This is a genomic window from Paenibacillus andongensis, assembly GCF_025369935.1.
In the GTDB taxonomy this organism is placed as follows: domain Bacteria; phylum Bacillota; class Bacilli; order Paenibacillales; family NBRC-103111; genus Paenibacillus_E; species Paenibacillus_E andongensis.
Genome location: NZ_CP104467.1, coordinates 376114 through 389595, shown reverse-complemented (window position 1 = coordinate 389595; position 13482 = coordinate 376114). Strand labels below are relative to the sequence as shown.

The following is a 13482-nucleotide window of genomic DNA, read 5'->3' as shown; positions in this document are numbered from 1 at the left end:
GCGAAAACAAAGAAGAAACCTGCTGCAGCAGGCTCCTCCCTTCTTATAGACCCTTTAGATAACCTATTTTTCGGATTGAAGGCGACTTAAGTGCCGCTTTCCTCCCCCCCCCCCCCCCCCGAAGCGTGCCTATAATACCCACTGCTACAAGGAACGGAGAAAGTTCAATACTTCAACAGGCTCCATCCGTGTTCTGTAATCGGGGTTCACGCTTGCCATACGGATAATCCCCTGCTTATCAATGACATAAGTTGCAGGTACAGGAAGTTCCCAGGAATCATTACCGTTAAATTCTTCCAAGGCGAAACCGAGCGATCGGTAGATTTCATGCAGATTGTCCGGGAGCTTAAATATGAGCTGATACTTCTCTGCTATCTGATTGCGCAAATCACTCAAAACGTGAAAGCTTAACTCATTCTTCTCCTGAAAGTTCAATGAGTGGTCTGGAGTTTGGGGACTAATAGCCAACAGTTGTGCATCGGCTTCGTGAATGCTGTCCATAATTCGCTGATACGCTCTTAACTCCAAATTGCAAAACGGGCACCATTCTCCGCGATAGAAGGTGAGGATGACGGGTCCCTTCGCATTTTCCTCAGATAAGGTAATGGATTTCCCCGTCTGATTATCCAAGGTGAAATCAGGAGCCTTTGCCCCTACTACCAAACCCTTGGCGATGCCTGAGTCCCGGAGCCCTTGGATCGATTGCTCGAAGGCCTCTATGACCTCCTTAGGGAGAACTTCTATTCCATGTTTCGTCATAGCTTCCAGTTCGTCTTTCAATTTCGGATTTTGTGAATTTGCCATCTCTCATCTCTCCCATCCCTGATATGCAACAAACGTACCATGCTCTTCACCCAGCCTCTACCTGTAGACGGAGCCTATTGCTGGTTAGCGGGAGCATCGCATTATCACATACAAAAAAACACTCCGAAGAGTGATTGAGAAGAGAGCTTCACGAACGCCGAACGAATGCGCCGGGGTTGACGCCGTATTTTTCCCGAAAAGCTTCCGCGAAATAGCTGGGATTCGAATAACCCACCGCATAAGACACCTCAAGCACGCTGGTGTTGCCCTTCTCCAACAGACGATACGCTTTCTCCAGACGCTGATCCCTCAGGTAACCGAACACCGTTGTGCCGTTTATTTCTTTAAAGCCCATTTTTAATTTGTAGTCATTCAAGCCAATCAAACGGGATAGTTCTATCAGTGAAGGGGGTGCTGCCATCCTTGCCAAAACAATTTCTTTTGCTTGTTCGATTTTTGCCCTATCGGTCTTGGACAGCTTGGTCGATACCGGCTTATCGTTTAATAAGAAGGTACGGAAGGCACGGGACATCAGTTCTAGTATTCCGCACTCTATCTCAAGATTTCGCGTACCCTGCCCTCTGGCAGAATCCAACATCTTCTTGAGAAGGACGACCGCCACTGGATCCATGGTTTCCTGGAACATACGATAGGACTGCCCCCCGATGATTCGGTGGAAGTCGACCGATCGCGCGCCGCCAACATCCTCCATAAAATGATGAAATGTTGAGATGGGAATACCGATGCTTAGCACGTGAAAAGCTTGATCACTGCCAAAATGCATACTAGACCTTGCAGGATTGGCAAATTGAAGAGCATAGCTTCCAGGGGTCACCTGATATTGAACACCGGAGACATGGACTTCTCTTGTACCTTGTAAGCAGCAGCTCAGTTCAACCATAGCCGTTTCTGTGTGAAGATCCACCGTTTGATTGTTGTGCAGCTTAAACTCAGCGATCGCCATCCCTAGATCTGCACGGGGCACTAAGCGATGAATGGAGCCCTCCCCCATCTGTGAATGAAGCTTCATCCGTTCTGTTCGGTTACCCGTCTGTCTGTATAATTGGAGCCCATCGAAGACAAGATTAAAGTTCTGATGAAAGTCGGTAATCCCCATCGTTTTCACACCCCCGTTAATGACCTTGAACATATAGAACTTCAGCTTGAATGTCCATTAGTTCTATATTGTTGTATAAAACCATTACCTCCTCTATTGTGAGTCGCTCACCCTTTCCCTTTTTTTAATAATCATCAACCATCACTCGCTCTCTCCGTATTCTGTCACAAGAATACCATTTCATCAGAACAGTTTGTAGCGTCTTCTTTTCGGTCCACTCTTTGTGGTGTAGTTCACACCCCAAAGTTTTTCGCCGTCACTTGTGGTACGGTTCAGCGTATCATCCATAAAGCGAAATTTAAAGGTACCCATTTGGGTACCCTCTTCGAATGGCCGAAACAGTTCACCATTTACAATCGCTGAGCAATTAGCTGGGCATGGCTTTCATAGATTCCAGTTGTTCTTTTTATGCCGCATGCTTATCTCTTTTCCTGGTTGAATGATGGCTAGTAAAAGCAGAATATTAATTCCGGTTTCACCAATCGTTCGGAACCAGCTGCGGATGGTCCATCGTTCAGCACGAGCTTCAAGTTCCTGAGAATAAAGCCCTTGTGCAGGTGTGTTCTCAAAAGCGATAATCTCAGGAGCAAAATAAGCAAAAGTGGCTACCCGTATAACCAGATAAATTGCCAGTACAACCAAAACTTAATTTCTCCGTATTCGATTCTGCCAATTGAGTACTAATGCAATAACGAGAAAAATATTAGCAGCGATATGAAAAGGAATTCAAAAGCTAGTTAGGGAGAGGCCGTTTGGTTCTTGAATTAAAGCAAAAGATGTGGGTGGTGATGCACACCAAACAGCAAGACGGTGATAAACAATGTCGAAAATGCCAATTTACTTTTCATAGCGCAGCCTTTTTTAGGCTATTTTATGCGGAGATTGCAGCGACCGAAACAAGCCTATGTTATTCTGCAGTCAGTCTAATCCGTCGCAGTCGATGGATTTGCAATACACCTTAGCATATCCGCCGCATTTACTGGCGGCACTTCAGACAATGAACGAGCGGATGTGCGCGAGCATGGCGTCCAATCCCGCTTCGAGTGGACTCGTCTCCCTGCGGACCTTCGTAAGAAGAAGGCCGCCCTGAAGGGCGGTCAGCAGCGCAAGCGCGAGGCCGTCCGGATCACCATCGGCTCTCAGCTCGCCGCGCTCATGCATTGCGCGAAGTCCTCGTCTAATGGAGTGCTCCCACTGTACAAATCCGGACGCGAGTTCGGTACGAGCCTCCGGTTCCGTATCTGCCAGCTCGCTGGCAAGCGAGCCGATGGAACACCCCCCCTGACATTGCCGTTCAATCTGAACTTGTACGATCGCATCCCGCCAAGTTCGCAGCGCCTCCATACTGTCCAGATGGCTCAGTAAAGGCTCCTGGGCATCCAGTACACACTCGGTCTGATACACAATGACCGCCAGAACGAGCTCTCGCTTTTCCTTGAAATAATGATATAGCTGAGAGGCGCTTACCTTCGCCTCCCCCTGAACGTCTTCCACGCTTGTACCGGCAACACCTCGCTCAAACATCAGTTTGGCGGCGGCGGCGACGATACGCGCTCGTGTCTCTTTTCCCTTTTTCGTCAGCCGTTGCTCTTGCTTTTTGATATCAATTAAGTTTTCCATACTTGTAGTATACCAAAAGTGGAGTTGACAATCCAGAATCGTAACGTTATGATGAGTTCACAAATAGTGGAGTGAACACTCCAAAATTTAAGTAACAAGAGAATTTCTAGCGATCCGTTTGGTGACAACAGCGGAGGGGTCACACGCGTACCCATCCCGAACACGACCGTTAAGCCCTCCATCGCCAATGGTACTTGAACCGCAAGGTTCTGGGAGATTAGGACGTTGCCACGCGGGTCCTCTAGAACTCATCTTTGTTCCTTGAAAACCGAATAGCGAAACAGTTCCGATAACAGAATCCAAAGGAGATGTACGTGCATGCCTCTTACTCTTACTCTTACAGAAGGTGTTTTACCCCAAGGAACCGAGAAACTAGCGTTCTCGCGTCTAAGTGACACCATGCTAAAATGGCATGGGCTTAGCGGTAACAAGGTCATGACACCAAACATTGTCGGCTCCATTCATATCATTTCGCAAGAGCATACATTCTCTGGTTCGAAAGAAGCGCCTGTCGCTTTTATTGAATGGAAAACGCCGTCGATAGCATTTAATACCCGAGAAATTCAACAGGGGTTTTTCGCAGAAGCGACCGACATCATTCATGAAATGTCAGGTGGAAATTTACCGAAAGAGCACATCTGGATCAACGTTATTCATGCAGTCGATGGAGCATGGGGCATTGGTGGTCAAGCGTTGACCAACGAACAATTAGGCGAAGCGATTTCGAAAAGCTAAGGAATCATTTTCATTGAGGACCTTCCCCATTCAGTAGTCTAGGAACGTTTCGCATTCGGTTTTTAGGGGCCTTAACTAAAAAGAATACGTTTAGATGTCCTATTAAAAAGCGGAGTTTATTAACATAGTTATGCAGAGATGCTTATTAGCTGAATTTATCGGAATATTCATGTTGGTATTTACGGGGACAGGTGCGGTTATGGTCAATAGCTTGACAGATCTTATTCCACACATCAGCATCGCAATAACATTTGGCCTCATTGTGGTAGTTCTAATTTATGCAGTTGGTCATATTTCAGGGGCTCACTTTAATCCGGCGGTTATGGTTGTTTTCTTGATATGCGGTGATATCGACGCTATAACGACAATTGGGTATCTTAGTACGCAAATAGCTGGCGCGATATTGGCAAGTTCCGTATTGCTTGGGTTGTTCGGGAACATCGCTCATCTAGGAGCTACGCTTCCAAGCGGTCATGGGAGCAATCATTTATGTTGGAATTCTTTCTTTCTCTCGCTCTTATGCTGGTCATTCCGCTATCAATAGTTCATGGAGAAACTGTAAAAGGGTTGCTGGTATAGCAATCGGAGGGATGGTCGGCTTAGAGGCTTTGTTCGCCGGACCGATCAGCGGTGCTTCAATGAATCCAGCTCGATCACTGCGCCGGCTATTGTCTCGGGAACATACGACTATATGTGGGTTTATATTGTCGCTACGGTTATGGGCGCAATTCTAGCAGGTTCTTTCGCTTCTTACACGAATAAATAAGGCTATATCTCACTTTCCCTATCGAGCTCCCCGCTTAGAGCTCTCCTAAAAATTTGCGTCACTTGTGATACGGTTCCCCGCGATTTATCCGCATCGCGTGATAAATCTGCTCCACCAGCACCAGCCGCATCAGCACCTAGGCATACGGCCCAAGGCGCTTCACATACTCCGCTATCCCGTTCACGAGATAGCGCTCCTTCATTTCCCTACGGTTAATATCTGTATATGCATAAACCGAGAATCGCCGATGTCATGAGACATCATTGAATGTAATCCAATCAATTTCATCCAGTCGAGGTTTTTTCTTCCGCGCCCAAAGAACAAACTCACCCTGCGGGTGACAAATCACTTATCCACAATTTTATCCACAATTTATCCACAGATAACGAAAATCTTAATTCCCTATACAAGAACAAAAAACCGTCTCTGACCATCAATCAGATTCGGTTTTTATTCGTTGTCGTATCCTTTTTATCTAATGGCACCCTATGAATCTGATTCTTCACATGCCTAATCGCATTAATTTCACCGCCGATGATAATGATGAGCGCCGAAATATAGAACCACGTCATGAGCACGATGATTCCCCCGACACTGCCATAAGTGGCGCTGTAGTTGGTGAAATTGTTGACATAGAAGGAGAAGCCGAAGGATGTTAATTGCCACCCAACTGCCGCGAAAATCGCTCCAGGAAGGACGCTTTTGCAGGTCAGACATGTATTAGGCGCTATATAGTAGATGCCGATGAAAACCACAAATATGATGATAAAGTTCACAATCCAGCGCAGGTTATTCCACAAAGCCACATGTTTCGTTGATATCGGAATGTGGGCAAGCGTCCAATCCCCAATCCAATGGCCAAACACGCTGAGCAGCAGTGCTGAAGCGATGACAATGAGCATGCCCAGCGTTAGCATCACAGCGAGAAAACGCGAGTGTATGAAGCTTTTGCGCTCCGGCAGCCCGTAAGCTTTGTTAACAGCAATGACGATCGCATTCATCGCTGCGCTGGCACTCACCAAAGCCAATATTAACCCGAAGGAAAGTGCGCCTCCTCTTTTTACATCAAGCAGATTGCTAAGCATTTCCTCGAGCCAACCGGCGACGGCCCCCGGAATATATTCTTTAATGAGTCCTATGACATCATCCGACGTAAATGGCAAATACCCTAATAAACTCAAAATGAAGAGTAGAAAGGGAAACAGCGATAGCAGAAAATAGTAAGCGCATTGGGCAGCAAGCCCCGTGGCATCGTGCTTCTCGAATTGAGTCCAAAGCAATTTTAAGTAAGATATCCCCATATGTATATAGGTCCTTTCATCAGTCAATAAATGTGATAGAATAGGTAGTCCAGTATTGCTATGAAACAGGTGATCAATTTGACTTCTCTTTCTATTTACCCTACACCATTAGGCACGAAACAAACCATAGAGCGGCCAATTCCGCATGCGCGTATGGCGCTTTTAACGACTAGTTCCGATTTTGTGTCAGATAGCGATCGTGACGCTTACTTTTTCCGCGACTTGGAAAATAATCAGATTCTACTGAATGAAGCGCAGGTTCAAGCTGTGCGCCATTTCAAAGGCCCCTTACTTACCCTGGCTGGAGCCGGTTCCGGGAAAACAACTGTTTTGGTGTGCCGAGTCGCTTATTTACTGCGTGTGCACCGGGTTCATCCGTCGAATTTATTGTTGATTACTTTTTCGAAAAAAGCAGCCGAAGAGATGAGGGAACGCCTCACATCCATGCCAGGCCTTGATCATAGTATGACCAATACGATGCAGGTTCGGACATTTCACGCTTTTTGCCTAAGATTATTGCGAATGAACGGCTTACAACAAGAAATTCTGAGCGATAGCCGCTATCAGCAAATTGTCTTCAAGCGCATCATGCTAGGCATGGGGCTGCAGGATACCTACCAACCCGAAGTGCTCATTTCCTTGCTTTCTTCTTATAAAATGCAGCTGATCGATATCGAAGACCTCCCTGAAGGAACAGAAGAAGATAAAGAAGTGAAGCGGATTTTCATGCAGTATGAGCAGTGGAAAATGGAGCAGCAGAAGATTGATTTTGATGATATTTTGATCAAAGCCTACCACTTATTGCAGCAAAATGCCGATGTCCTGCGCTCGCTGCAGCGAAAATTCACTTATATCAGCGTCGATGAGTTTCAGGATACGAATACCGTGCAATACGAAATCATTCAAATGATTGCAAAGAATCACGAGAATTTGATGGTCGTTGGTGACGATGACCAGACGATTTATTCGTTTAATGGGGCGCGAAATGAATTTATTCTACAGTTCCATGAAAAGTATCCTGCTGCCAAGACGGTCACTCTTGATATTAATTACCGTTCTACTTCAAGCATCGTCGGTCTGGGGAATGCCATTATCAAACACAACGTGCAGCGGAAGTCGAAGACCCTCCTTGCCACGAAGGAAAGTGATCGGAAGCCGCAGTACGTGAAACCCATGAATAGCGATGACGAGGCCGATTGGTTAATTAACGACATTCGGATTAAAGTAGCCGAGGGTGGCAGCCAATATGGCGATTTCGCTATTTTGTATCGGACAGCCAGCAACAGTCGGGCGATTATTGAGCAGTTGATTCTTCATAATCTGCCCTTTGTGGACTACGGAAGCAATGACTCCTTCTACGATCAGTGGATGGTGAAGCCGATTATTGATCACTTAAGGCTTGCCCATGAGCGGCGCAATTTCGAAGCGATAGAAGGTGTCCTCCCTTCATTATATATAGGACGAGACCAAGGCATGCGGATTATTCAAGATCAGGAAGCGATTCAGGCGAAAAAGTGGCCGCTCATCCACCTGCTCGGTCTGCCGCAGCTGAAAGATTTTCAGAAAGAAAAGCTGAAAAGTCGCATTCGACTCCTTAAATCGCTTGCTGATATGAAGCCACTCGAAGCGGTTCAGGCGATTCGCAAGGATTTCTATGATGCTTTCCTAGAGACGAACAAGCGCAGCAAGCTGACGCATCACAGAGAGATGCTGAAGGAAACGCTGGACGAGCTGGAATCTTCCGCCAAGCGGTTCGATAGTGTGGAGCAATTTCTTTATTTTATCCATGAGGTCGCGGAAAAACGCACCGAAATGAGTCGGCTCCAAAAAGATCAATTCGCGAATAAAATTTCGCTCATGACGATTCATAAATCGAAGGGACTGGAGTTCCCGATCGTGTACTTGCTCTGTGCGATTGAGGGCAATATGCCGCATAGCACGGCACTCGATGCCAGCCATCTGGACGATGTGAAGATGGCTGGGGTTGTTGGGCGCGACAAGGGAACCGCCGCGCTGGAGGAAGAACGGCGACTCGCCTACGTCGCGGTCACGCGCGCCAAGGCGGAGCTGCTGATCAGCTCGCCGGCGTTCTATCGCGGGAAGAAGGCGGAGCCTTCCCGCTTCCTGCTGTCCGCGTTCCCTGGAGCGGACTTGTTAGAGAGCCGCAAGCCTGCTGCGGCTGTGGGTTCAGCAGCGGCGCGGCGCCCGGCCGCTGCTGGGAAGCCCGCCGCCGCGACTGAGCGGGTCGCGGCGTGGATCTGCGAGCAGGCCGGCTGCAAGGCCTGGTCGCGCATCTCTTCGCCGCAGGAAGCGAAGCTTGCGGCGAAGGCGTGCCCCTTGTGCAGCGCAGCCATGGTCAAGGGCAGCCGCATGGTTACGCTCACTCGTTGACCCCACAAATAATAAGAGCAGCAATCCCCATAGGGAATGCTGCTCTCTTTTCTTTACACAAGTTCCTTCAAAGCCTCTAAAGCCGCATCATAATTTGGATGCTCCTTCATCTCCGTTAAATACTCCACATAACGAACCGTATTGTTCTCATCCAAGATGAATATCGCACGCTGATCGAGCTGAATCTCTTTAATCAAGACACCATACGCTTGACCGAAAGCGCGGCTTTTATAATCAGACAAGGTTTGGACTTTATCAATGCCTGCAGCCCCGCAGAAACGACTCAGCGCAAAAGGAAGATCCACCGAAATTGTCAAAATGACGACATTATCCCCAAGCTTATCTGCTTCCACATTGAAGCGCCGCGTCTGTGCATCGCATGTACCTGTATCCACGGAAGGGACGACCGAAATCAACTTCACTTTGCCTGCATAATCCGATAGGCTTACCTCTGTCATCAAATCCTTATTTACCTTAAAATCTGGCGCTTGATCGCCAACCTTAATCTCTGGTCCCAGCAAGGTAACTGGATTTCCTCCAACTGTTGCTACCCCTGTGCGTTCTTGTACCTGTGTCATATGCGTATTCCTCCTGTGATTTTAAATGTTTTCATTCATTAGATTCGTTCTGGTTCGATGTTATTTATTGTTTGTTAGGCTTTATCAATAACAGCTTTAAGTTTCTCTTTGGGTTGCACCCCAACCAATTGATCAACCAATTGACCATCTTTGAAAACGAGCAGTGTAGGGATACTCATGACGTTATATTTGGAAGCAGATTCTGGGTTATCATCCACGTTGATTTTCACGATTTTGGCTGCATCGCCGATCTCAGCAGATAGTTCATCTAGGATCGGAGCGATTATTTTACAAGGTCCGCACCAAGGTGCCCAAAAATCTACAAGTACAATACCCGCTTCAATTTCGTTGTTAAAAGTGGCATCGGAAATTTGTTTTACTGACATGGCTACTTCCTCCTTTTTATAGTAAAAAGCATTAAGCATGCTGTTCTGAAATAAATCTTTCACAATCTAGTGCCGCCATACAACCGCTTCCTGCTGAAGTAATCGCTTGGCGATAGATGCGATCCTGAACATCCCCACAGGCGAATACGCCGGGAACAGTCGTTTGGGAAGTTCCGGGAATAACCTGCAAATATCCGAGCTCATCTGTTGGCAGCTGTCCGCCTAGAAAGCCAGTATTCGGAGTATGCCCAATCGCTAGAAAAATCCCATCGGCCTCCAGCAGCTCTTCCTCACCCGTTGCGTTATTGAGCACTTTAAGTCCAGTTACTCCGAGAGGTCCAGCTACAACTTCAAGTGGTGTCCGATTGAGGCTCCAGGCCACTTTTTGATTGCCGCGGGCGTGATCTTGCATGATTTTCGATGCTTTCAGATCGTTACGACGATGCACAACGCGCACCTCGGAAGCGAATCGAGTCAAGAACTGCGCTTCCTCCATCGCTGTATCCCCACCGCCAATCACGATAATCTTCTTGTTCCTGAAGAAAAATCCATCGCAAGTTGCACAGGTGCTAACGCCTTTCCCGATATTATCGGATTCACCGGGGATACCCAGTTTCTTAGCCGTTGCCCCTGTGGAAATGATCAGCGAATCCGCCGTCAATTGCCCGCCATCCTCTAAGAACAAAGTGAATGGACGTTTGGACATATCGACTTCAGTGACCCGACCTGACTGAATCGTAGCGCCGAAACGCAATGCCTGTTTGCGCATATTATCCATCAACTCCGGCCCCGTGATGCCATCCGGGAATCCTGGGAAGTTGTCTACTTCTGTGGTGGTAGTTAGCTGCCCTCCAGGCTGGATACCTTCTATGACTAGAGGCGACATGTTCGCCCTTGCCAAGTAAATCGCTGCAGTTAACCCCGCAGGTCCAGTTCCGATAATGATCGCTTTGTGATGCATAGGAATGCCTCCTTTGATACTTCTACTATATGTTTTTTATTTGTTAGCAATTTAATTTCAAACAACCTTATGAATGAATCATACCAATTCCATTTAAAATTGTCAACAATTAATTTGTGTGCAATATAATTGAGATGTCTGACCTCAAAACAAAAAAAGAACTACCCTGCCATTTAAGCGGCAATTGGATAGTTCCCTTCTTCTTACGTTCGTTGCTTTATATTGCTACGACTCTTACTTTAAAAAATACCTTACGGCGTCCGACTTTGCATCTCATCGAGACTCTTGAACTGGTAGCCCTTACTCTTCGCATCGTCAATGATTCTCGCCAGTGCTTCCGTGTTATCCTTGGACACCGAATGGAGCAAAATGACGGCACCTGGATGCAGCTGCGCCATCACATTTTTGTAGGCGTATTCCCAGCCCTTCTGATGCTTCGGCTCCCAATCGCGGTAAGCGACGGACCAAAATACGTTCGTATAGCCAAGCGCCTGACTAACGGCTAACGATTGACTATTAAATATTCCCCGCGGTGCGCGCAGATAGCGCATCTCCTTTTGCCCAGTGAGAGCGCTGACCTCATCTCTCACTTGATTTAGTTCTTTCTGGATGCGTTCTGCCGATATTTGACTCATATCCGGATGGCTCCAAGAATGGTTGCCGATCAAGTGACCTTCCTGTGCCATTCGCTTTAACAGCTCAGGTTCCGTCTTGATATAATGCCCCGTCACGAAAAAGATCGCAGGTACCTGCTTTTCCTTCAGCACGTCCAGAATCTTACCGGTATAGCCCTGCTCATAACCATTATCGAAGGTTAAGTACAATTCCTTGATGGCTGGATCGCCTGTGAAAATTGCCCCTCGCTGCTTCAAAAGGCTTTTGAAGCCTTCTTCATCAATCGACGGAGGCTGTCCGTTTACGCTTTTCTTAAACCCAAAATGATATGACCCATCGGCAGATACCATCGTCGCTTGCCCGAGCAGCATAGCGAGCACGATCGTCAGAATTCGCATGTATTTCACGGTTAAACACTCACTCCTTGCCTTCAGTGGATTGGTACAGTCTGCTTAGACTGTTACTAATATGCCACAGGTTAGACGGAGATTATGTGTTCTTTTTTCAATCTATCACTTTCCCAAAGGCATCCACAATGTCAGCTCGAAAAGCATATGCATATACACCTTTTGTAGTCGCCATAATAATGGGAGAGAACCCGTCGTCATTCCCATATATGGAACCAAAAATTTGAAAGAGTAAGTTGCATAAAAATGTAAGGACGTGCTTAACTTCTCCTAAACTTTATGAATTCTTAATGGTCTTTTGGCATATTTTGTTATACAATGAAGCCACTCGGTTAACATAGGTAAATAGTAATAGGTAATTAGTACTATATATAAACATAGTTAAGATCACTTTGGAGGGGAACCAGCTTGATTAATATGATTATCCTTGATGATCACCCGCTTGTTCGCAAAGGAATTCGCACGGTTGTATCATCCGGCCAATCGATGAATGTTGTTGGGGAAGCTGCGAATGTGAAGGAGGCTCTACGGCTGCTTGAGCAGACAAACCCTGATCTGGTACTCGTTGATTTAAATTTGGGGAACGAAAATGGACTGGACTTGATTCGAGAGGCCAGGCGGTCAGGCCATACTTGCAAATACATCATTTTAACCTCATCGGTAACTCGAAGTGAGCTTCAATTAGCCCAATCTATGCAGGTTGAAGGCATCTGTCTGAAAGAAGCATTTCCCGAAGACTTGTTATATGCCGTTGAAAGCGTTGCCCGTGGTCGCAAATACTATGATCCTGTCTTAATGGGATCTATGATGGGCGATAAACCCCGCAGCGAAGAACAGGAACTATCTGAATTAACACCCAAAGAGCTAGAAGTCCTTATGTCTCTTGGCAAAGGACTTTCCAATAAGGAAATCGCCAGCGCCCTCTATATAACAGAATTTACAGTGAAAAAGCATGTGAGTCAGGTGTTAGCCAAATTAGTTTTAGCTGATCGCACGCAAGCCGCCTTATACGCTTATCCAAAGGACTTGTGCAATTCGAAATGCAGCGATAAATACAAGGAAAGATCCGCCGGAATTAACCCGCCGAATCTTTTTTGCCTTATAGGTCAAGCAGTTCCGCGATCTCACTTACAAACCTATTGTATCTCGCCATACGATTCGTGACTTCGTCCTTTTGAGTAATTTAACCCTACTACCTTCACAGCATCTGATGGTATACTTTCGTACCAGATGCATTTTAGTAAATAAGCTTTTACAACCAAGAAACTCCACGATACAATGCTCCTGTACACCTAATTCATTATTTAATGGGGGCTAAAATTGTGAATCTATTAGAAGTAAACTACCTGGCCGTACTTGTGGCGACATTAAGCACCATGATACTTGGATTCCTGTGGTATTCACCGGTCTTATTCGGAAACGCATGGGTCAAGCTGCGCAATATGAAAATGGAAGAGATGAAAGGTGGAAGCCCACTCACTTACATCCTCACGGCACTAACAGCGCTAGGTGGTGCTTTTATCTTGGCACTTCTCTTAACACTTGGAAGTGAGACAACTTGGTTGACAGGGCTTATGATTGGCCTTATTATCGGACTGAGCATTTCGCTGAAAATCGGAATGAATTATTTGTTTGAGAACAGCAAGCTGCAGCTTTATTTCATCACCATCGGCTACCACTTGGTATCCTATTTGATTGCTGGCATTATCATTGGAGCCTGGCAGTCGTAATGTAGCTGGGATAGAATCACAAGAGCGCCTCCATAGGAGACGCTCTTTTTTTTTAAAAGATAAAGATTTAT

At 46.5% G+C, this 13482-nt stretch carries 15 protein-coding genes, 1 rRNA gene and 2 pseudogenes; 7 read left to right on the top strand and 11 right to left on the bottom strand.

Features of this window, described 5'->3' with window-relative positions; translation table 11 throughout:
• Positions 1-144 precede the first annotated feature (144 nt).
• The 4 genes from NYR53_RS01860 to NYR53_RS01845 form a co-directional block, all read right to left on the bottom strand.
• Positions 145-804: a peroxiredoxin-like family protein gene (locus tag NYR53_RS01860; RefSeq protein ID WP_261303673.1), complete on the bottom strand. Its 660-nt coding sequence runs from the start codon at positions 802-804 to the stop codon at positions 145-147.
• A 148-nt stretch (positions 805-952) separates the two neighbouring features.
• Positions 953-1954 carry a helix-turn-helix domain-containing protein gene (locus NYR53_RS01855; protein ID WP_261303672.1) on the bottom strand — a complete coding sequence of 334 codons (1002 nt, stop codon included), beginning with the start codon at positions 1952-1954 and terminating at the stop codon, positions 953-955.
• A gap of 351 nt (positions 1955-2305) precedes the next feature.
• Positions 2306-2563 carry a hypothetical protein gene (locus NYR53_RS01850; protein WP_261303671.1) on the bottom strand — a complete coding sequence of 86 codons (258 nt, stop codon included), beginning with the start codon at positions 2561-2563 and terminating at the stop codon, positions 2306-2308.
• A gap of 348 nt (positions 2564-2911) precedes the next feature.
• Positions 2912-3541 (bottom strand): TetR/AcrR family transcriptional regulator, encoded by a 630-nt coding sequence (locus NYR53_RS01845; protein ID WP_261303670.1) that lies wholly within the window; start codon positions 3539-3541, stop codon positions 2912-2914.
• A gap of 117 nt (positions 3542-3658) precedes the next feature.
• Here NYR53_RS01845 and rrf point away from each other — a divergent pair.
• The 4 genes from rrf to NYR53_RS34375 all read left to right on the top strand — a co-directional run bounded on the left by rrf (position 3659) and on the right by NYR53_RS34375 (position 5010).
• A 5S ribosomal RNA gene (rrf, locus tag NYR53_RS01840) occupies positions 3659-3775 on the top strand.
• 84 nt (positions 3776-3859) lie between these two features.
• A complete protein-coding gene (locus NYR53_RS01835) occupies positions 3860-4276 on the top strand; it encodes a hypothetical protein (RefSeq protein WP_261303669.1) in 417 nt (138 codons plus the stop codon).
• A 130-nt stretch (positions 4277-4406) separates the two neighbouring features.
• Complete coding sequence (locus NYR53_RS01830; protein ID WP_261303668.1) at positions 4407-4820, top strand: aquaporin; 414 nt, start codon at positions 4407-4409, stop codon at positions 4818-4820.
• The gene (locus NYR53_RS34375) at positions 4750-5010 is read left to right on the top strand and encodes an aquaporin (RefSeq protein ID WP_367618610.1); all 261 of its coding nucleotides are present in this window, start codon (positions 4750-4752) and stop codon (positions 5008-5010) included. The genes NYR53_RS01830 and NYR53_RS34375 overlap by 71 nt, the downstream gene beginning before the upstream one ends.
• Positions 5011-5100: 90 nt before the next feature.
• On the opposite strand, the pseudogene NYR53_RS01820 reads toward NYR53_RS34375, so the two are convergent.
• From NYR53_RS01820 to NYR53_RS01815, 3 genes and pseudogenes are all read right to left on the bottom strand, one after another.
• Positions 5101-5175: pseudogene (locus NYR53_RS01820) on the bottom strand (23S rRNA (pseudouridine(1915)-N(3))-methyltransferase RlmH); the annotation flags it as partial.
• 6 nt (positions 5176-5181) lie between these two features.
• Positions 5182-5273: pseudogene (locus NYR53_RS34590) on the bottom strand (23S rRNA (pseudouridine(1915)-N(3))-methyltransferase RlmH); the annotation flags it as partial.
• Positions 5274-5479: 206 nt separating this feature from the next.
• Positions 5480-6343, bottom strand: coding sequence for a YihY/virulence factor BrkB family protein (locus NYR53_RS01815; protein ID WP_261303666.1), 864 nt, complete (start codon positions 6341-6343; stop codon positions 5480-5482).
• A 60-nt stretch (positions 6344-6403) separates the two neighbouring features.
• On the opposite strand from NYR53_RS01815, the gene NYR53_RS01810 reads away from it, so the two are divergent.
• Positions 6404-8734 (top strand): UvrD-helicase domain-containing protein, encoded by a 2331-nt coding sequence (locus NYR53_RS01810; RefSeq protein ID WP_261303665.1) that lies wholly within the window; start codon positions 6404-6406, stop codon positions 8732-8734.
• A gap of 53 nt (positions 8735-8787) precedes the next feature.
• Here the strand turns inward: NYR53_RS01810 and tpx are convergent, their stop codons facing one another.
• The 4 genes from tpx to pdaA all read right to left on the bottom strand — a co-directional run bounded on the left by tpx (position 8788) and on the right by pdaA (position 11645).
• Positions 8788-9312 (bottom strand): thiol peroxidase, encoded by a 525-nt coding sequence (tpx, locus tag NYR53_RS01805; RefSeq protein ID WP_261303664.1) that lies wholly within the window; start codon positions 9310-9312, stop codon positions 8788-8790.
• A 74-nt stretch (positions 9313-9386) separates the two neighbouring features.
• Positions 9387-9698 carry a thioredoxin gene (gene trxA / locus NYR53_RS01800; protein ID WP_261303663.1) on the bottom strand — a complete coding sequence of 104 codons (312 nt, stop codon included), beginning with the start codon at positions 9696-9698 and terminating at the stop codon, positions 9387-9389.
• A 31-nt stretch (positions 9699-9729) separates the two neighbouring features.
• Positions 9730-10659: a thioredoxin-disulfide reductase gene (trxB, locus tag NYR53_RS01795; protein ID WP_261303662.1), complete on the bottom strand. Its 930-nt coding sequence runs from the start codon at positions 10657-10659 to the stop codon at positions 9730-9732.
• Between the two features lie 251 nt (positions 10660-10910).
• On the bottom strand, positions 10911-11645 hold the full coding sequence (gene pdaA / locus NYR53_RS01790) for a delta-lactam-biosynthetic de-N-acetylase (protein ID WP_261306241.1): 735 nt from the start codon (positions 11643-11645) through the stop codon (positions 10911-10913).
• Positions 11646-12098: 453 nt separating this feature from the next.
• Here pdaA and NYR53_RS01785 point away from each other — a divergent pair, with 453 nt between their 5' ends.
• Both NYR53_RS01785 and NYR53_RS01780 read left to right on the top strand, forming a co-directional pair.
• Positions 12099-12845, top strand: a complete 747-nt coding sequence (locus NYR53_RS01785; RefSeq protein WP_367618656.1) for a response regulator — start codon at positions 12099-12101, stop codon at positions 12843-12845.
• A 158-nt stretch (positions 12846-13003) separates the two neighbouring features.
• On the top strand, positions 13004-13411 hold the full coding sequence (locus NYR53_RS01780) for a DUF1761 domain-containing protein (RefSeq protein ID WP_261303661.1): 408 nt from the start codon (positions 13004-13006) through the stop codon (positions 13409-13411).
• Positions 13412-13482 lie beyond the last annotated feature (71 nt).

What these genes read in the sequence shown, in the direction of transcription:
- tpx (WP_261303664.1), bottom strand. Translation starts at nt 9,312, where the DNA reads ATGACACAGGTACAAGAACGCACAGGGGTAGCAACAGTTGGAGGAAAT.
- NYR53_RS01830 (WP_261303668.1), top strand. Translation starts at nt 4,407, where the DNA reads ATGCAGAGATGCTTATTAGCTGAATTTATCGGAATATTCATGTTGGTA.
- NYR53_RS01785 (WP_367618656.1), top strand. Translation starts at nt 12,099, where the DNA reads ATGATTATCCTTGATGATCACCCGCTTGTTCGCAAAGGAATTCGCACG.
- NYR53_RS01860 (WP_261303673.1), bottom strand. Translation starts at nt 804, where the DNA reads ATGGCAAATTCACAAAATCCGAAATTGAAAGACGAACTGGAAGCTATG.
- NYR53_RS34375 (WP_367618610.1), top strand. Translation starts at nt 4,750, where the DNA reads ATGGGAGCAATCATTTATGTTGGAATTCTTTCTTTCTCTCGCTCTTAT.
- pdaA (WP_261306241.1), bottom strand. Translation starts at nt 11,645, where the DNA reads ATGCTGCTCGGGCAAGCGACGATGGTATCTGCCGATGGGTCATATCAT.
- NYR53_RS01845 (WP_261303670.1), bottom strand. Translation starts at nt 3,541, where the DNA reads ATGGAAAACTTAATTGATATCAAAAAGCAAGAGCAACGGCTGACGAAA.
- NYR53_RS01855 (WP_261303672.1), bottom strand. Translation starts at nt 1,954, where the DNA reads ATGTTCAAGGTCATTAACGGGGGTGTGAAAACGATGGGGATTACCGAC.
- NYR53_RS01815 (WP_261303666.1), bottom strand. Translation starts at nt 6,343, where the DNA reads ATGGGGATATCTTACTTAAAATTGCTTTGGACTCAATTCGAGAAGCAC.
- NYR53_RS01810 (WP_261303665.1), top strand. Translation starts at nt 6,404, where the DNA reads ATGAAACAGGTGATCAATTTGACTTCTCTTTCTATTTACCCTACACCA.
- trxB (WP_261303662.1), bottom strand. Translation starts at nt 10,659, where the DNA reads ATGCATCACAAAGCGATCATTATCGGAACTGGACCTGCGGGGTTAACT.
- trxA (WP_261303663.1), bottom strand. Translation starts at nt 9,698, where the DNA reads ATGTCAGTAAAACAAATTTCCGATGCCACTTTTAACAACGAAATTGAA.
- NYR53_RS01835 (WP_261303669.1), top strand. Translation starts at nt 3,860, where the DNA reads ATGCCTCTTACTCTTACTCTTACAGAAGGTGTTTTACCCCAAGGAACC.